The following is an 18,025-nucleotide window of genomic DNA, read 5'->3' on the forward strand; positions in this document are numbered from 1 at the left end:
CGGTGAGCCGACCCGAGGAGCTGAGATGCACGACGACCGTCTGCTGGTCGAGGGGCGCCTGACCAGGGCCATGAACCAGTTCGTCCGGCCCGCCCGCTACGCCGAACGGGTGCCGCTGGGCATGTCGGTGTGGCACGTGGAGGACCGGCGGGGCGATCCGCCGCCGGTCGGCGAGGCCCTGAAGGCATGGTCGGACGGAATGTTCGAACCGTTCTCCGTGGGCACGCCCTGGGGGCCGCCGTGGTCGACGAGCTGGTTCCGGCTGGAGGGCACGGTGCCGGCGGCCTGGACGGGCCGCCGGGTCGAGGCCGTGATCGACCCGGGGTTCGGCAACGACGGCCCGGGCTTCGTGGCCGAGGGGATGGTGTACGACTCCGAGGGGGTGCCGGTCAAGGGCGTCCACCCGCTCAACCGCCATGTCCCGGTGGCCGCTCCCGCTGCCGGGGGCGAGCGGGTGAACCTGCTGCTGGAGGCCGCGGCCAATCCCGCCGTGCTGCGCGACTGGCGGCCGACCCCGCTGGGCGACGTGCTGACCGCCGGGTCCGATCCGCTCTACCGCTTCGACACCGCCGAACTGGCCGTATTGGACGAGGAGGTCTGGCACCTCGTGCTGGACGTCGAGGTCCTCGAGGGCCTGATGCACGAGCTGGACTTCGGCGATCCGCGCCGCCACGAGATCCTGCGCGCGCTGGAGGACGCCCTGGACGCGCTCGACCTGCACGACGTGCACGGCACCGCCGCCGACGCCCGCCGCGAACTGGCCGGAGCGCTGTCCCGGCCCGCGCATACCGGCGCGCACCGCGTCTCGGCGACCGGCCACGCCCACATCGACTCGGCGTGGCTGTGGCCGCTGCGGGAGACCGTCCGCAAGGCGTCCCGCACCTTCGCCAACGTCACCGCGCTCGCCCGCGACTACCCCGAGCTGGTCTTCTCCTGCTCGCAGGCCCAGCAGTACGCCTGGGTGAAGGAGCATCAGCCGGTGGTGTGGCAGCGCATCCGGCAGGCCGTCGGGAACGGCAACTGGGCGCCCGTCGGCTCCATGTGGGTCGAGTCCGACGCCAACATGCCCGGTGGTGAGGCGCTGGCCCGGCAGCTCGTCCACGGCAAGCGCTTCTTCCTCGACGAACTGGGCGTGGAGACCGAGGAGATCTGGCTGCCGGACACCTTCGGCTACACCGCCGCCTTCCCGCAGCTGGCGAAGCTCGCGGGGGTCCGCTGGTTCCTCACCCAGAAGCTGTCGTGGAACCAGTCCAACAAGATGCCGCACCACACCTTCTGGTGGGAGGGCATCGACGGCACACGGGTCTTCACCCACTTCCCGCCCGTCGACACCTACAACTCGCAGCTCGCGGGCCGCGAGCTGGCCCACGCGGTGCGCAACTTCGCCGAGAAGGGGCGCGCCACCCGGTCCCTGGTGCCGTTCGGCTGGGGCGACGGCGGCGGCGGTCCCACCCGGGAGATGCTGGAGAAGGCCCGCCGGCTGCGCTCCCTGGAGGGGTCGCCCCGGGTCGAGATCGAGAAGCCGGCCGCCTTCTTCGCGGCGGCCGAGGCCGAGTACGGCGACCGGGCCCCGGTGTGGTCCGGTGAGCTCTATCTGGAGCTGCACCGCGCGACGTACACCACGCAGGCCAGGACCAAGCAGGGCAACCGGCGCAGTGAGCACCTGCTGCGCGAGGCCGAGCTGTGGTGCGCGGCGGCCGCGCTGGACGCTCCGGCCCCCTATGCCTACCCGTACGAGGAGCTGGACCGGATCTGGAAGACGGTGCTGCTCCACCAGTTCCACGACATCCTGCCGGGCAGTTCGATCGCCTGGGTGCACCGCGAGGCGCGCGACACCTACGCGGAGGTGCGGGAGGAGTTGGAGGCCCTGATCGCGTCGGCGGTGCGGGCGCTGGGCGGCGCTGGTTCCCAGGGCTCCCCGGTCCTGCTCAACGCCTCGCCGTACGCGCGGGAGGAGGTCGTCGAGCTGGACGCCGCGACGGCGGCCGCCCTGCCGGAGGGCAGCGGCGCCCAGCCCCTGGCGGACGGCGGGGCGGTGGTGCCCGTCAGCGTCCCGGCGCTGGGCGCGGCGGTCGCCGGCGGCCGGGCGGTCAGCGCCGCGGAGCCGGTGCGCGCGGTGCGGGAGGACGGGCTGGTCGTGCTCGGCAACGGCCTGCTGCGGGTGGCCGTCGACGCGGACGGGCTGCTGGCCTCCGTCCGCGACCTGACCGCCGGCCGGGAGGTGCTGGCGCCGGGGGCGCGCGGCAACCTGCTGCAGCTGCACCCCGACCATCCTTCCAAGTGGGACGCCTGGGACATCGACCGGCACTACCGGCGCAAGCGGACCGACCTGACGTCGGCGGAGTCCGTCGAGCTCGTCGAGGAGGGGCCGCTGCGGGCCGCCGTCCGGGTCGTACGGGCCTTCGGCGGCAGCCGGGTCGTCCAGGAGCTCCGGCTGACCGCCGGCAGCCGCCGGCTGGACGTGCTCACGGAGGTCGACTGGCACGAGTCGGAGAAGGTGCTGAAGGCCTCCTTCCCGCTGGACGTGCTCGCGGAGCGCTCCACCGCCGAGATCCAGTTCGGGCACCTGCACCGCCCCACCCACGCCAACACCGGCTGGGACGCGGCCCGGTTCGAGATCTGCGCCCACCGCTGGCTGCACGTCGGCGAGCCCGGCTACGGGGTCGCGCTGCTCAACGACTCCACGTACGGCCACGACGCGGGGCGTTCCGGCACCGACACCACCGTCCGGCTCACGCTGCTGCGCGCCCCGCACAGCCCCGATCCGCACACCGACCAGGGCACGCACCGCTTCCGCTACGCGCTGCTCCCCGGCGCGACGGTGGGCGACGCCGTCGCCGAGGGGCTGGCGCTCAACCTGCCGCTGCGGCGGGCGGATTCACTGCCGCCGCCGCGGCCGCTGCTGCGGGTCGGCCACCCCGGCATCACCGTGGAGTCGGTCAAGCTCGCCGACGACCGCTCCGGCGACGTGGTGGTGCGCCTGTACGAGTCACGGGGCGACCGGGCCTCGGGCACGCTCACCACGGGCTTCCCGCTCGCCGGGGCCCGCGTCACCGACCTGCTGGAGCGGCCGTTGGAGGACGCCGGGTTCGAGGGCGACGCCGTCGCCCTCGCGCTGCGGCCGTTCCAGATCCTGACGCTGCGGCTCACCCCCGGGCCGCGTCAGGCGTCCCAGACGGCGACCGCCGTCCGGTCGTCGGCGTAGCCCTTGACCCGGGTCTGGGTGTCGCCGAGGAACGCCGGCAGGCCCGGGGGCCCGGCGGCACCCCACCGCTGGGTCAGGAGGGCGGCGAGGGCGGGTTCGCCGCGCAGCGGCCCGGCCAGACCGCCGCTGCACAGCAGGAGGGTGTCGCCGGAACGGGCCACGGAGGCACGGAAGCGGAAGCGTACGGCCGGGCTGTCCTCGGTCTCGGCGCGCTCGTCGGGCCGCCAGGGGTCGAGGTCCTGCCACTCGCCGCCGCGGATGCGGTAGAGCCCGCCGTCGCCGACGCCGAAGAAGAGCCGGATGCGGCAGTCGGGGTCGGCGGGCAGCAGCAGGCAGCGGAGGGTGGCGCTGTACTCGGCCGGGTCAAGGCCCAGGTCCTCGCCGCGGGCGCGCAGCCGTCCGTAGCAGCGGTCGGTCAACCGGTGCAGGCCCGACTTGAGGGAGCCCCGGCGGGAGGCGCGGATGTCCTCGCTGAGCCGCGCCTGGCTGCGGCCCACCGCCGTCGCCATCCAGGTGCAGGCGTCGCGGGCGGCGCGGTGGGCGGTGTCCGAGGTGCGCGGGCCGGTGGCGACGGCGATCAGCAGCAGCGCGTCGTCGCCGCCGCCGAAGCGGGCGGTCAGGACGGCGTCGCGGCGCGGCTCGCCCCGGTAGCGGGCGGAGTCGCCGCGCACCGAGGCCGTACGGACCGTCAGCAGGCCGTAGCGGGCGCCGTCGAGTTCGGTGTCCGGGACGAGGTCGTCGAGGCCGTCCGGGTCGGCCGCCGGCCAGGCGGTGGGCTCGGGGTCGTAGGTGGGCGGGCCGTCGCCGATGTACGCCACCTCGGTGAGGGTCGGCCCCGGCAGAACGGTCGGTGCGGACCCGGCGGCCGGGGCGGCGGGCGCCGGGGGCTCATGGGGCGCCTCGGACGACAGGGGCTCGAAGGCGGGTTCGGCCGGGGCCCAGCCCGGGGGCAGTCCGGGCGGCTCCGAGGCAGGTTCGGGCGCCGCCTGGGGGTGGGGCGGGCCCTGGTACTGCCAGGGGCGCGGGGCGGTCGCCGGGGGCGGGGCGGGGCGGCGCAGCCGCAGGGTGTCGGGCGGGCCGGCGTCGTCCTCGTCGGGGCCCGTCCCGGTCCGGCCGCGCGGGGCCGTGTCCGGGTCGGCGCCGGCGTACCGGCCGTCACCGGGCGCGGCCGGCGGGGCCGTGTCCTGCGGGGCGGTCTGCCGCGGCACCGTACCGCCCCCGTCGGCCTCCTCGCCGAGGGCGCTGAGGGCCGAGCTGTAGCGGTCGTCGAGCGTGTCACCGGGCTCGCGGCCCCCGGGGTCGGGCTGCCCGTACAACTGCCGCCACCACTCGTCCTCTTGGCGGCGGTCCGTCTCCCCCTGCTGGCTCATGCCCCTATTGTCCACCGGAGGGCGCGCGGCGAAACAGGGTTCGGGAACGCGAATGGCCCGACGGGCGGCCGGCCCCCTCCTCGGGCCGCACGTCGGACGATCCAGTGGGGACACCTTGCCAGGACAGGGGTTCGAGCAGGGATGATGGCGGGCGGCGGGATTACGCCATGGCTCATTTCCGCCATACCCGCGTGTTGCGTTCGCCGGATCCGGAAGGGGTGCCCGTGCTCGGTGCCATAGGGCTGGACGATGCCCAGGAGGCGGCGTACCGCGCCCTGGTGGGGCTGGGTGCCGCGGAGGTCGTCGACCTCTCGCGCCGGCTCGGCATGCCCGAGGACGAGGCGGCCCGCGTCCTGCGGCTGCTGGAACGGCAGGGGCTCGTCGCGCAGTCCTCCGCCCGGCCCGGCCGCTGGGTGGCCGCCCCGCCCACGGTGGCGCTCGGCGCCCTGCTCACCCAGCAGCGGCACCAGCTGGAGCAGGCCGAACTGACGGCCGCCGTACTGGCGGAGGAGTACCGGGGCGAGGCGGCGGAGCCCTCGGCGCACGACCTGGTCGAGGTGGTGACCGGGGCGAGCGCCGTGGCGCACCGCTTCAACCAGCTCCAACTGGGCGCGGAGAAGGAGGTCTGCGCCCTCGTGACGGGCACCCCGATGGTGGTGTCGGGGATGGAGAACACCGCCGAGGAGCGCGCCGCCGAACGCGGGGTGGGCTTCCGCGTGGTCGTCGAGCGCGAGGTCATCAGCGGGCCGAACGGCATCGCCGAACTCACGGCGGCGCTCGGCCGCGAGGAGCGGGTACGGGTGGTGGACCGGGTCCCGACCAAGCTGGTGGTGGCCGACGGTTCGCTGGCGATGGTGCCCATGGCCCGGGACGCGGGCGGCCCGGCCGCGCTGGTCGTCCACGGCAGCGGGCTGCTGGACTCGCTGATGGCGCTCTTCGAGAGCGTCTGGCGCGAGGCCCTGCCGCTGCGGCTGGACACCGGGGGCGCCCCGTACGAGGAGTCGCCCGACGCGCCCGACGCCGTCGACCTGCAGATCCTGTCGCTGCTGCTGGCCGGGCTCACCGACGCCAGCGTCGCCAAGCAGCTGGAGGTGGGGTTGCGGACGGTGCAGCGCCGCGTGAAGCGGCTGATGGAGCTGGCCGACGTGACGACCCGGCTGCAGCTGGGCTGGCACGCGTACGAGCGGGGCTGGGTGGAACGCAACCACCACTGACCTACGGGGACTTGGGGCGCAGGCGACAAGGCCGGAAAACCAGGGGGCGCCGGAGCCCGGCTTCCGGCACGCTGGGCCCATGGGGACCGGACAGCTGTGCCTGATCGGTGCCGTCATGCTGTCCGGACTGCTGGGCGTGCTCGTACCGGGCGCGCCGGGCCCGCTGATGTGCTGGGCCGCCGTCCTGTGGTGGGCGACGCATCTGCACACCCCGTTGTCCTGGGGTGTCCTGGCGGCGGCCACCGGTGTGCTGCTGCTCAACCAGGCCGTTCAACTCCTGCTGCCCGCACGGTCGGTACGGGAGGCCGGGGTGCCCCGGCAGGCGTTCCTCGTCGCCGGGCTGTGGGCCGTCGCCGGCTTCTTCCTGCTGCCGGTCGTGGGTGCGCCGGCCGGTTTCACCCTCGCTCTCTACGGCGGCGAGCGAATGCGGCTGGGCAGCCACGGCGCGGCCTGGTCCTCCACCCGTACGGCCATGCGGGCCGCGGGAACGGCGCTGCTGGCCGAGCTGTTCGCGTGCCTGCTCGTCGCCGGGGCGTGGCTGGTGGCCGTCGTCACCTCATAGGTCCGCTCACAGGTCCGCTCACAGGTCCGCGGCCGCTTCCGTCGCCGTCCCCCGACGGAACGGTCAGGGCTCCGTAACAGCCGGATCCCCCGGCGTCCCGCTCCCGTCCTCCCGTGTGCACGTACGGAACACAGAACACGGAACACAGGACACGGGGAGCGGTGCGGACATGGGGTGGAGCGGGATGCGGGGGACGAACGGCCGGATACTGGCGGCGGCGTTGGGCGTGGCAGGGGTGGCCGCGCTGGCGTCGGTGTGGACCGCCCATGCCGGCACCGCCGACGGGCGGCAGGCGGTGCAGCGTACGGCGAAGCCCACGGCCTCCGCCGAGCCGCGGCCGATACCCGGGCAGACCTCCGTGCCGGACGCCACGCTGCCGGCCCCGGTGGTGAACATGGACATCGCCCACGCCTCCGACAAGGGCCCGCGAGGCGTCAACATCACCATCGACGACGGCCCCGACCCGCAGTGGACCCCGCGGATCCTCCAGGTGCTCCAGGACAACGGCGTGAAGGCGACCTTCTGCATGGTCGGCACGCAGGCCCAAGCCCACCCCGGCCTGGTGAAGGCGGTGGTGGCCGCCGGGCACCGGCTGTGCGACCACTCCGTCACGCACGACACGACGATGAACGGCAAGCCGCGGGAGTACCAGGCGAAGGAGATCCTGGACGCCGAACGCATGATCACCCGCGCCTCGGGGGGCGTCAGGCCGCTCTACTACCGCGCCCCGGGCGGCGCCTTCACCCCGTACAGCCGCCAGCTGGCGGCGTCCCGCGGCATGCGCCCGCTCGGCTGGAACGTCGACTCCGAGGACTTCAAGCAGCCGGGCACCGCCGCGCTGGTCTCCACCGTCAGGAACGAGATCTCCAACGGGCCGACCGTGCTCTTCCACGACGCGGGCGGGGACCGCGGCCAGACCGTCGAGGCGCTGCGGCAGATCCTGCCCTGGCTGAAGCAGCAGGGCTACACCTTCGGCTTCCCGGTGCGCTGACCGCCCTGAGGGCCGGCCGCAGCCCGTTCGCGCAATACGGGCAGAGAGCGCTCTCAGAAACTGCCTCCGAGCTGCGGGGAGAGCGCTCTCTCCCCGCTTCCGGGAGGGACTACGCTGTTCCCGTCCCGAGAGGAGCACCCCTTGTCCGACCAGATCTCCGGAGCGCGCCCGACGCTCGAGGCCGTCGCCGAACGGGCCGGTGTCTCCCGGGCCACCGCGTCCCGGGTCGTGAACGGCGGGACGGGCGTGCGCGAGGCGCTGGTGGAGAAGGTCCGCAAGGCCGTCGAGGAGCTGGGCTACGTGCCCAACCAGGCGGCCCGCTCGCTGGTCACCCGGCGCACCGGGGCGGTCGCCGTCGTCGTCGCGGAGCCGGAGAGCCGGGTCTTCGCGGACCCCTTCTTCGCGCAGCAGCTGCTCGGCATCAGCCGTGAGCTGGCGGTGCACGACTCGCAGCTGGTGCTGCTGCTGGTGGAGGGCACGGCCGACTACGACCGCGTGGGCCGCTACCTGTCCGGCGGGCACGTGGACGGCGCGCTGGTCTTCTCGCTGCACGCCGAGGACCCGCTGCCCGGCATCACCCGCCGGATCGGGCTGCCCACCGTGTTCGGCGGGCGCCCGGGCTGGCCGGCGGCCGAGGGGGACCGCAGTGTGCTGTACGTGGACTCGGACAACCGCGGCGGCGCCCGCGAGGCGGTGCGGCACCTGGTCTCGCTGGGGCGGGAGCGCATCGCGACCGTCACCGGCCCGCTGGACCAGACCGCGTCGGTGGACCGGCTCGACGGCTACCACGACATCCTGATGGACGCCGACCCGCGACTGGTCGTCGAGGGCGACTTCTCCGAGGCGGGCGGGGCCCGCGCCATGGCCCAGCTGCTGGACCGGGCGCCGGACGTCGACGCCGTCTTCGTCGCCTCCGACCTGATGGCCTGCGGTGCCCTGCGGGTGCTGCGCGAGCGGGGCCGCCGGGTGCCGGAGGACGTCGCGATCGTCGGCTTCGACGACATGGCCTCGGTCGCGGAGCTGGCCGACCCCCCGCTGACGACGGTCCGTCAGGAGATCGAGGAGATGGGCCGGTTGATGGTCCGGCTGCTCGTGCGGGGCCTGGAACGGCGGTCGGAGGAGGACAGCGGCGGCCGCCCGCTGTCCTCGCTCGTCACACCGACCCGGCTGGTGCGGCGCGCCAGCGCCTGACCGGCCGGGGCTCAGAGCGTGCTGTGCTCCTTGACCACACGGCGGGCCTGGGCGAAGAGCATTCCCACGTTGACCGAGCGGCGGCAGACGACGACGGCGACGACCTCCTCGTTCAGGTTGTGCCGCATGAACAGGTGGGTCAGGTTGTCGCTGTTGACGAGGATCTCCTGGAAGTAGTGCGCGTCGCTGGTGACCCCGCGGCGCTCCTTGAAGACGTCCTCGATCATCACCACCGTGCGCCCCTGGAAGAGGTCGAGGGTCGCCGCGGCGAGCAGGTCCAGGACCTCCGGCGGATGGCTGTCGACGGTGTCGACGGACAGCAGCATGCCCGTCGACATGTCGACCACACCTGCGGCGAGGCAGTCGGGGACCTCCTGCCGCAGGTTCTTCACCAGGCCCATGACCTGGTCGGACAGGTTGCCGTGCGGGCGTTTTCCGGTGGTGCTCACAGCACTCCTTCGGTGGTCTTCGCGGGGGGCGGGGTCGTCATCCGAGGACTCCCTGCGGGTCGTACGCGGAGTCCGGCGCGGGCACGGCGCCCGGTCCGGGTTCGGGTTCGGGGGCCAGCAGGATCGCGCCGATGCGCTCGACGGCGGACCTGGCCTCGACGTGGAGCTGGGGGACGTTCATGCCCTCGTCGCCCACGACGACGAGGATCGCGGTCTCGCCGACCGCGTAGACGGCGGTGTAGCCGCCGCTGCTGCAGGTCACGGTCCTGCGGAGCGGGCCGCGCAGGGCCGCCGCCGCGATCCGCCGGGCGAGCCCGAGGCTGGCCGCGGCCAGCGCGGCGAGGCCGTCGGGGTCGATGGCGTCCTCGGTGTCGGCGGCGATCAGCAGGCCGTCGACGGCCGCCACGACCGTGTCGGTGACGCCGACCACCTGGTCCCGCAACGTGCGCATCTCCGCGACCAGGGCGTCATGATTCATGCACCTGCACCTCCTTGAATTCCCTTCGGTCGGTGTTGCGTCGGTCCCCGGGGATTTCGTTCACGGGGAATCGGTCCGGCTCCGTCCTCGCGGCCGGAGAAATCCTTTCCAGCCCGATTGCGGGCGGCTCGCGTCGAGCGCCTCGCGAATACCGCTGGCGCCCGGTTCACGGCGGGGCAGGCCTTCGGCGGCCGGGGCCCCGCCCGGGGCCTCCCCCGGCCCCCACTGCGGCAGGGGCGGGTACGGGCCCGGGTCCGCGACGTCCTCCGGGGGCGCGAGGGAAGGGCGCGGCGCGGCGGGTCCCGCCGGCTCGGCCGGGGCCGGGGCGAGCGGCTCGGGAGGCGGCGGCGCCGGGTCCGCGACGGGCGGCGGCAGCGGGTGCGCCGGCGGGGCCGGGACGGTCTCGACGAGGCCCTCGGCGCACATCCTGGCGACCTCCACGGTGATCGTGTAGACCCCCCGTCCGATGAGGAACGCGATGTCCCGGGGGCTGCGCCGTCCGTTGGCGCAGCCGAGGATCTCGCGGCGCACCGGGGCCAGCGGCTCGTCGGCCCACGCGGGCGGCCCCACGGCGGTGACCCGGTCGCGGTCGGGGGAGACCCGGCGCGGCAGCGACGCCAGTGCGGCAAGCCGGCGACCGGCCTCCACCAGCAGTTCCTCCGGTTCCACCCCCGGGGCCAGGCCCGGCGGCAGGGCGGCCGGCGCGGCGGGGTCGAAGGCGCAGTTGTCCAGCCGTCCGGCCAGCACGGCGAAGACCGCGTCCTGAACGGCCATCATGTGCAGCACCTGGAACTCGGCCGTGCCGAGCCGCCCCCCGGCGGCGATCGCCGCGCCCGGCAACAGCCCCGTACCGGCGGCGTCGTGGGCGGCGTTCCACTCGTCGGCGTCGATGCGCCCGGAGCGGACGAGCAGGGTGCCGACCCCCGGCGCCCCGGGGCTCTCCACGGCCACGACCGCGCCGTCGAGCAGATGGAAGGCCCCGCCGGGGCTGCCCTGGACGTGCAGCACCCCGGTGGCCCGTTCGTCGCGGCACCTGGACAGCGCGCGGCCGAGCAGACCGTGAGCGGCATTCCGGGCGGGCACGGAACCGGATGGTGCCGAGGTCATCGCTCCCCTTGCTGCGTCTGTTCGGGCATACGGGCGGGCGGGCTCGCGGACATAGGGACGGGAGGCGCGGAAAAGCCGTACTCATGCACGAACATTCACGCCGGCGGGTAATTTCTAGCAGCCCTCCGACAGGCCTCTCCGGCCATCGCACGACATGGCCGAGGACGAGTAATTGAGTCCTACAGATGTCAATTTCGTGCCCCTCCACGACCGTTTCCGCTCCCATGGCCGCAGGCATCCGGAGAGCTTCACGGATGGTCATGGAGCCGGCGGCGATGCCGTCAGGACGTGGAGCCGCACGGGACCCGGAGCCGCCCCACCGGCCGTTATCCATTCGACTCTTGACGAATCACCGGCTGCGGCGGCACTCTCCTGGGCATCGCTTGAGAGCGCTCTCAAGAGCCGCAACCGGGGTGCTCTCACCCGTCCCGAAGCCATGGGAGGCTTCCATGCCCACTGCCCGAGCCGCCAGACGCGCCACCCTCCGACTCGGGGCGGTCGCACTCGCCGGGGCACTCCTCGCCGCCTGCGGATCCGGCTCGACCGGCACGTCCGCGGACAAGGACGGCAAGGTCACGATCACCGTCGACCTGTTCGGCACCTTCGGCTACAAGGAGGCCGGCCTGTACGACGAGTACGAGAAGCTCCACCCCGGCGTCACCATCAAGCAGAGCAGCACCGAGAACGAGGCCGACTACTGGAAGGCCCTGCAGACCCGGCTGGCGGGCGGCGGCGGCCTCGCCGACGTCCAGGGCATCGAGGTGGGCCGGATCGCGTCGGTCACCCAGCAGCAGGCCGACAAATTCGAGGACCTGGGCCCCCTGGGCGCCAAGGACCTCCAGGACGACTTCTCCGCCGCCAAGTGGGCCGCCGCCACCACCGCCGACGGCCGCACCCTGGGACTGGGCACCGACGTCGGCCCCGAGGCGATCTGCTACCGCACCGACCTCTTCCAGCAGGCCGGTCTGCCCACCGACCGGGCCGAACTGGCGCAGAAGTGGGCCACGTGGGACGGCTATCTGGAGCTCGGCCGGCAGTACAAGGCGAAGGCCGGGGCCAAGAGCGCCTGGCTCGACAGCGTCGGCAGCCTCTACTCCGTCATCGTCGGGCAGGAGAAGGAACGTTACTACGACGCCTCCGGCAAGCTGGTCTACGACGACAACGCCGCGGTCAAGGCTGCCTGGGACCTGTCCGTGAAGGCAGCCCAGGACGGGCTGAGCGCCAAGCTCGCCCAGTGGACCCCCGCCTGGAACCAGGCCTTCAGCAGCGGCTCCTTCGCCACCATCGGCTGCCCCGCCTGGATGCTGGGCTACATCAAGGGCCAGGCGGGCGACGCGGGCAAGGGCAAGTGGGACATCGCCCCGCTCCCGGGGGGCGCCGCGGGCAACTGGGGCGGGTCCTATCTGGCCGTCCCCAAGGGCTCCGCGCACGCCAAGGAGGCCTTCGCGCTGGTCAAATGGCTGACGGCCGCGGAGCAGCAGGCCAAGCTCTTCAAGAAGCAGGGCAGCTTCCCCTCCAACATCGGGGCGATCGAGTCCGTCAAGGACGTCACCGACCCGTACTTCAGCGACGCGCCCATCGGGCGGATCTTCGGCGCCGCCGCCGAGGCCTCGCCGGTGCAGGTGCTCGGCGTGCACGACGGTGACGTCAACCAGCAGATCACCAACGCGCTCGGTGAGGTCGAGCGCAAGGGCACGGACTCCGCGACGGCGTGGAGCCACGCCAGGAAGGGCGTCGAGAACGCCGTCGGCTGACGGCCCCCCGACCCGCCGGCGCCGGGCGCGCGGGACCGCTCCCCCGGTCCTCCGCGCCCGGCCGCACCGCCCTCGTACTCCCCCGAGCCGAAGGTCCGCCCCATGACCCTGACCGCCACCGCGCCGGTGCCCCCCGCCCGGCCCCCGGCAGCCCAGGCGCCCGCGGCGCCCCCGCGACGCCTGCTCGCCCGGCTGTCGCCCTACGCCTACATCGCGCCGTTCTTCGCGCTGTTCGCCGCGTTCGGGCTGTTCCCGCTGCTCTACACCGCGTACGTCTCCCTCTACCGCGTCGAGCTCCAGACCCCCGGCGAGATGGAATGGCGCGGCCTGGACAACTACACCGCTCTCCTGCGCGACGACTTCTTCTGGACCGCGCTGCGCAACACCTTCACCATCGGGGTCGTCTCCACCGTGCCCCAGCTGCTCATGGCGCTCGGCCTCGCCCACCTGCTCAACTACCGACTGCGCGGACGCACCTTCTTCCGGGTCACGATGCTCCTGCCGTACGCCACGTCGGTGGCCGCCGCGACCCTGGTCTTCGCCCAGCTCTTCGGCCGCGACTTCGGCCTGGTCAACTGGGCGCTCGGGCTGGCCGGCATCGGGCCCGTCGACTGGCAGTCCGGGACCGTCGCCTCGCAGATCGCGGTGTCGACGATCGTCACCTGGCGGTGGACCGGCTACAACGCGCTGATCTACCTCGCCGGGATGCAGTCCATCCCCGGGGAGCTGTACGAGGCCGCCGAACTCGACGGCGCCTCGCGCTGGCGGCAGTTCCTCCACGTCACGCTGCCCGGCCTGCGGCCCACCGTCCTGTTCACGATCGTGGTCTCCACGATCGGCGCCACCCAGCTCTTCGGGGAACCGCTGCTGTTCGAGGGGAGCATCTCGGGCGGCATCTCCCACCAGTACCAGACCCTCGGCCTCTACATGTACGAGCAGGGCTGGGGCTACTTCCACCTCGGCCGCGCCGCCGCCATCGCCTGGGTGACGTTCGTCCTCATCGTCCTGCTCGTGCTGCTCAACACCGCGCTGGCACGGCGCCGTTCACGGAAGGGGACCCGCCGGTGAGCGCGCTCCTCACACGACCGCGGTCCGGCCGCGCCGCCGGGACCGCGCGTCCCCTCCCCCGCCTCCGCCCGGCCCGGGCGGGCCGGCAGCACCACGGCGGCCGCCTCGCCTACGCCATCCTGATCGTCGCGGCGGTGATCTCCGCCTTCCCCTTCTACTGGACGATCGTCGCCGCGACCCGTTCCAACGCGGAGCTCGCCGCGAGCCCGCCGGCGCTGCTGCCCGGCGGCAACCTCGCGCACAACTTCCGCCAGGTGCTGGAGCAGGCCGACATCGGCAAGGCGCTGCTCAACTCCCTCATCGTCTCCGGCTCGGTGACGGTCGGCACCGTCCTGTGCTCCACCCTCGCCGGGTTCGCCTTCGCGAAACTTCGCTTCCGCGGCCGCAACGCGCTGCTCACGCTCACGGTCGGCACGATGATGATCCCGCCCCAGCTCGGCGTCATCCCGCTCTTCATGCTCATCGCCGAGCTGCACTGGGTGAACCAGCTCCAGTCCGTCATCCTCCCGGGGCTGGTCTCGGCGTTCGGGGTCTTCTTCATGCGGCAGTACCTCGCGCAGTCGCTGCCCGACGAGCTGATCGAGGCGGGCCGCGTCGACGGGGCCTCGACGGCGCGGATCTTCTGGAGCATCGTCGTCCCCATCGCCCGGCCGGGGATGGCGGTACTGGGGATGCTCACGTTCATGGCGTCCTGGAACGACTTCTTCTGGCCGATCATCGCGCTGACGTCGCAGGAGCCCACGGTGCAGGTTGCCTTGCGGCAGCTGGGTGGGGGGTATGTGCACGACCAGTCCGTGATCATGGCGGGCACGTTGCTGGGGACGGTGCCGGTGCTGGTGGTGTTCGGGGTGCTGGGGCGGCAGATCGTGGGGGGGATCATGCAGGGGGCGGTGAAGGGGTAGGGGTTGCCCGTTCGCAACGTGCGGCGCCGTCGTGGTTGCGGTTGCGGTCTCTCCCCCGCCCTCCCGCCCGATTGCCCGGCGCGATTGGTGCGGGCCTCGCCCGGTTCGTGGTGGGCCGGGGGCGGGGCCTCCGGGGCTGGGCATTCTGTACCGCATATTTATGTGCATGACGGGCGGTCCAGGTCGGACCCCGGATGCCGCACAACAAATACACGTCAGCGTCCAGAACGCCCACCCTCCCCCAACCTTCGGTCGGGGGTGCCCCCAACTCCCCCGCCCCCTCGGTCGGTTCGGCGACCAACGGCCGGAGGGGGGTGAAGGGAGGCGCCCCTCCCCGCACCGCCGGGAACTGGCTCCACCAGGGGCCCCCGGCCGAAAGCCGAGCGAAGGTCCGCGCACCGGTGGCGCGGCCGACCCGCCAGCATCGAGCTGGATGCTGTGGGCGTTCGGTAAGACGCGTGCGGCAACCCCGGACCGCCCACTCACCACCCTCCGGCCGTTATGCGCCCAAACCGGCGGGAGGGGGTGTGGCGGGGTGCGCCCGGAAACGACGAGCGGCGAACCCGGCGCCGAATGATGTAGGCGTAAACCGCGAGCGTTGAGGACGTGCGCCGGCGCGGCACCGACCCAGGCACACGGTGCGAGGCCCGCACCAACCGCGCCGGGCAATCGGGAGGGCGGGCGGGAGAACAGCCCGCCGCAGGCGCAACGTACCCGCACACGTCAACGGACCGCACCCACAACCACCCCGCACACAAGGAGCGCACGCATGACCACGACCGCACCACGCACCCACAACGCGCCGCACACGACACTCGCGTTCCCCGAAGGGTTCCGGTGGGGCGCCGCCACCGCGGCCTACCAGATCGAGGGCGCCGCCGACGAGGACGGCCGCACCCCCTCGATCTGGGACACCTTCAGCCGCACGCCCGGCAAGGTGCGCAACGGCGACACCGGGGACATCGCCGCCGACCACTACCACCGCATGCGCGAGGACGTCGCGCTCATGGCGGAGCTGGGCCTCACGGACTACCGCTTCTCCGTGTCGTGGCCGCGCGTGCAGCCCACCGGCCGGGGCCCGGCCGTGCAGAAGGGGCTCGACTTCTACCGCGCCCTGGTCGACGAGTTGCTGGACCACCGCATCCGCCCCGTCCTGACCCTGTACCACTGGGACCTTCCCCAGGAGCTGGAGGACGCCGGCGGCTGGCCCGTCCGCGACACCGCGGAGCGCTTCGCGGAGTACGCGGGGCTCGTCGCGGACGCGCTGGGCGACCGGGTGCCGTTGTGGACGACGCTGAACGAGCCGTGGTGCTCCGCGTTCCTGGGGTACGCGCAGGGGGTGCACGCGCCGGGCCGGACGGAGCCGGAGGCGGCGCTGCGGGCGGCGCACCATCTGCTGCTGGGGCACGGCCTGGCGGTCGGCGTACTGCGCGAGCGGCTTCCGGTGCCGGCGCAGGTGTCGCTGACGCTGAACCTCGCGGCGGTGCGCCCGCACACCGGGAGCGCCGCCGACGCGGACGCGGTCCGGCGGGTCGACGCGCTGGCCAACCGGATCTGGCTGGACCCGGTGTTCCGCGGGTCCTACCCGGAGGATCTGCTACGGGACACGGCCGCGCTGACGGACTGGTCGTTCGTGGAGGACGGCGACCTCGCGGTGATCTCCCGCCCGGTGGACGCGCTGGGCCTCAACTACTACGCCCCGACCGTGGTGGCCGCGGGCGGCCATGCGGGGCCGTCGCCATGGCCGGGGGCCGGGGAGCACGTGCGGTTCGTGCCGGCGCCGGGGCCGCGGACGGCGATGGACTGGCCGGTGGACGCGGGGGGTCTGCGCGAACTGCTGCTGCGGCTGCGGGACGAACTGCCGGACACCCCGCTGCTCATCACCGAGAACGGCGCCGCGTACGACGACTACGCCGACCCCGAGGGCGCGGTCCACGACCCCGAGCGGATCGCGTACCTGCACGCCCATCTGGCCGCGGTGCACCGGGCGATCGCCGACGGTGCCGACGTCCAGGGGTACTTCCTGTGGTCGCTGCTGGACAACTTCGAGTGGGCCCACGGCTACAGCAAGCGGTTCGGCGTGGTGCACGTGGACTTCGCGAGCCGGCGCCGCACACCCAAGGACAGCGCCCGCTGGTACGCCGGGGTCGTCGCCCGGGGCGGCCTGCCGGTGAAATGAGCCGCACATGCGGACAACCCGGGCTGTGCGACGGGGAGTTGGGCCGCCGCGCGTGTGAGACGGTACGGCCACGGGAAGGTCACGTTCGGACATCGAAGGTGAAGGTGCGGTAAAGCGCACCCCGAACGGGCTGGAGGAGCCATGGTCTACTCGATCGTCCTCGGCGTCGTCATCGTCGCACTCGGCCTCGGCAGCATCGTCTACACCTTCTGGCACGAGGGCAGCCCGCTGACCCTGCGCCGCGGCGGGGGCGAGCGCCACAACGGAGCCGGATGACCGCCGGCCCGGCTCCCCGACGGGGAGCCGGGCCGGGTCCGGTCAGTACACCTTGCGGTGGCCGCCGCCGCGCTTGCGCTCGTACATCTCACGCCCCGCGGCGGAGCGCAGTTTCCACTCGCGCCGCATCTCGGCGCGGAGCCGGGCGTCGGTGCGGGAGGCGATCCACGCGTTCTCACGGAGCAGCTTGCGGTAGCTGTCCAGCCGGCGGTGGGTCAGGGTGCCGTCGTCCAGGGCGGCGAGGACCGCGCAGCCGGGTTCGGAGTCGTGCGAGCAGTCCTGGAAGCGGCATGCGCCGGCCAGCGCCTCGATGTCGGAGAACGTCTGGGTGAGACCGGCGTCGGCGTCGTACAGTCCGACCCCGCGCAGCCCCGGGGTGTCGATGATCACCCCGCCGCCCGGCAGCGGCAGCAGGTCGCGGGTGGTCGTGGTGTGCCGGCCCTTGCCGTCGCTGTCGCGGATGGCCTGCACCTCCTGGACCTCGCGGCCCAGCACGGCGTTGGTCAGCGTGGACTTGCCCGCACCCGACTGCCCGAGCAGCACGGACGTGGTCCCGGCCAGTGCCGCCGCCACCTCCGGCACGCCGTGGCCGGTGGCCGCGCTGACGACCAGGACCTCCACGCCGGGCGCCGCGCCGCGGGCGTCGTCCAGCAGGTGTGAGGGCTCGTCGACGAGGTCGGCCTTGGTGAGGACGACCAGCGGCTGCGCGCCGCTGGTCCACGCCAGCGACACAAAGCGTTCCAGCCGCCCGAGGTCGAGTTCCGCGGCGATCGACACGGCGATGACCGCCAGGTCGACGTTGGCCGCGAGGACCTGTCCCTCGGAGCGCTTGGAGGAGGTGGAGCGGACGAAGGTGGTGCGGCGCGGCAGCAGGGCGCGTACCGCGGGGCCGGCGTCCGGCGTCTCGTCGACGGCGGCCCAGTCGCCGGTGCAGGCGACCTTCATGGGGTCGCGGGTGAAGACGTCCTCGGTGTCGGCGCGTACGGTCCTCAGACCGCCCGGGCCGTCGGGCAGGACGACGTCGCACAGCCCGCGGTCGACGCGGACGATGCGGCCGGGTGTGAGTCCCCGCTCCGCGTGGACGGCGAAGTCGGAGTCGAATGCGGAGTCCCAGCCGTACGCGGTGAGCGCGGTGGACGGCTGCGGGACGGATCCGTTGGTCAACGGAGGAGAGCCCTTCGGGAGGGCGGTCGCGCGGGGTTGCGCCGTCGGGTGCTTCGCGACGGGCCGGGTCAGCCGGCGACCGCTGAGGTGGGGTTGATGATCTTCTGGATGCGGG

The 18,025-nt window shown here is 73.5% G+C and carries 15 protein-coding genes; 10 read left to right on the plus strand and 5 right to left on the minus strand.

The window, feature by feature from the left end:
• Window positions 1-25 precede the first annotated feature (25 nt).
• On the plus strand, window positions 26-3,205 hold the full coding sequence (locus tag CHF15_RS07805) for an alpha-mannosidase (protein ID WP_089222902.1): 3,180 nt from the start codon (window positions 26-28) through the stop codon (window positions 3,203-3,205).
• On the opposite strand, the gene CHF15_RS07810 is transcribed toward CHF15_RS07805, so the two are convergent.
• Window positions 3,163-4,575, minus strand: a complete 1,413-nt coding sequence (locus tag CHF15_RS07810; protein ID WP_089222903.1) for a protein phosphatase 2C domain-containing protein — start codon at window positions 4,573-4,575, stop codon at window positions 3,163-3,165. The genes CHF15_RS07805 and CHF15_RS07810 overlap by 43 nt on opposite strands.
• A gap of 224 nt (window positions 4,576-4,799) precedes the next feature.
• On the opposite strand from CHF15_RS07810, the gene CHF15_RS07815 reads away from it, so the two are divergent.
• The 4 genes from CHF15_RS07815 to CHF15_RS07830 all read left to right on the plus strand — a co-directional run bounded on the left by CHF15_RS07815 (window position 4,800) and on the right by CHF15_RS07830 (window position 8,533).
• Complete coding sequence (locus CHF15_RS07815) at window positions 4,800-5,789, plus strand: helix-turn-helix domain-containing protein (protein WP_089223122.1); 990 nt, start codon at window positions 4,800-4,802, stop codon at window positions 5,787-5,789.
• Window positions 5,790-5,868: 79 nt separating this feature from the next.
• Window positions 5,869-6,351: a DUF456 domain-containing protein gene (locus tag CHF15_RS07820; RefSeq protein ID WP_089222904.1), complete on the plus strand. Its 483-nt coding sequence runs from the start codon at window positions 5,869-5,871 to the stop codon at window positions 6,349-6,351.
• Between the two features lie 184 nt (window positions 6,352-6,535).
• Window positions 6,536-7,342: a polysaccharide deacetylase family protein gene (locus CHF15_RS07825; protein WP_245938717.1), complete on the plus strand. Its 807-nt coding sequence runs from the start codon at window positions 6,536-6,538 to the stop codon at window positions 7,340-7,342.
• 141 nt (window positions 7,343-7,483) lie between these two features.
• Window positions 7,484-8,533, plus strand: coding sequence for a LacI family DNA-binding transcriptional regulator (locus CHF15_RS07830; RefSeq protein ID WP_089222906.1), 1,050 nt, complete (start codon window positions 7,484-7,486; stop codon window positions 8,531-8,533).
• 11 nt (window positions 8,534-8,544) lie between these two features.
• Here the strand turns inward: CHF15_RS07830 and CHF15_RS07835 are convergent, their stop codons facing one another.
• From CHF15_RS07835 to CHF15_RS07845, 3 genes are all read right to left on the minus strand, one after another.
• Complete coding sequence (locus CHF15_RS07835; protein WP_089223123.1) at window positions 8,545-8,934, minus strand: hypothetical protein; 390 nt, start codon at window positions 8,932-8,934, stop codon at window positions 8,545-8,547.
• 85 nt (window positions 8,935-9,019) lie between these two features.
• Window positions 9,020-9,460, minus strand: a complete 441-nt coding sequence (locus CHF15_RS07840) for a roadblock/LC7 domain-containing protein (protein ID WP_089222907.1) — start codon at window positions 9,458-9,460, stop codon at window positions 9,020-9,022.
• Window positions 9,461-9,520: 60 nt separating this feature from the next.
• Window positions 9,521-10,543, minus strand: coding sequence for a hypothetical protein (locus tag CHF15_RS07845; protein ID WP_089222908.1), 1,023 nt, complete (start codon window positions 10,541-10,543; stop codon window positions 9,521-9,523).
• Between the two features lie 473 nt (window positions 10,544-11,016).
• On the opposite strand from CHF15_RS07845, the gene CHF15_RS07850 reads away from it, so the two are divergent.
• The 5 genes from CHF15_RS07850 to CHF15_RS46370 all read left to right on the plus strand — a co-directional run bounded on the left by CHF15_RS07850 (window position 11,017) and on the right by CHF15_RS46370 (window position 16,746).
• Window positions 11,017-12,321, plus strand: a complete 1,305-nt coding sequence (locus tag CHF15_RS07850; protein ID WP_089222909.1) for an ABC transporter substrate-binding protein — start codon at window positions 11,017-11,019, stop codon at window positions 12,319-12,321.
• A 102-nt stretch (window positions 12,322-12,423) separates the two neighbouring features.
• On the plus strand, window positions 12,424-13,389 hold the full coding sequence (locus CHF15_RS07855; RefSeq protein WP_089222910.1) for a carbohydrate ABC transporter permease: 966 nt from the start codon (window positions 12,424-12,426) through the stop codon (window positions 13,387-13,389).
• Window positions 13,386-14,291 carry a carbohydrate ABC transporter permease gene (locus tag CHF15_RS07860; RefSeq protein WP_089222911.1) on the plus strand — a complete coding sequence of 302 codons (906 nt, stop codon included), beginning with the start codon at window positions 13,386-13,388 and terminating at the stop codon, window positions 14,289-14,291. Before CHF15_RS07855 ends, CHF15_RS07860 begins: the two co-directional genes overlap by 4 nt.
• Before the next feature lie 769 nt (window positions 14,292-15,060).
• Window positions 15,061-16,470 carry a GH1 family beta-glucosidase gene (locus CHF15_RS07865; protein ID WP_089222912.1) on the plus strand — a complete coding sequence of 470 codons (1,410 nt, stop codon included), beginning with the start codon at window positions 15,061-15,063 and terminating at the stop codon, window positions 16,468-16,470.
• Window positions 16,471-16,611: 141 nt separating this feature from the next.
• The gene (locus CHF15_RS46370) at window positions 16,612-16,746 is read left to right on the plus strand and encodes a hypothetical protein (protein ID WP_018563125.1); all 135 of its coding nucleotides are present in this window, start codon (window positions 16,612-16,614) and stop codon (window positions 16,744-16,746) included.
• Window positions 16,747-16,788: 42 nt separating this feature from the next.
• Here CHF15_RS46370 and rsgA read toward each other — a convergent pair whose 3' ends face one another.
• Window positions 16,789-17,910: a ribosome small subunit-dependent GTPase A gene (rsgA, locus tag CHF15_RS07870; RefSeq protein WP_089222913.1), complete on the minus strand. Its 1,122-nt coding sequence runs from the start codon at window positions 17,908-17,910 to the stop codon at window positions 16,789-16,791.
• Window positions 17,911-18,025 lie beyond the last annotated feature (115 nt).

Origin of the sequence: Actinacidiphila glaucinigra (genome assembly GCF_900188405.1) — a bacterium.
GTDB lineage: Bacteria > Actinomycetota > Actinomycetes > Streptomycetales > Streptomycetaceae > Actinacidiphila > Actinacidiphila glaucinigra.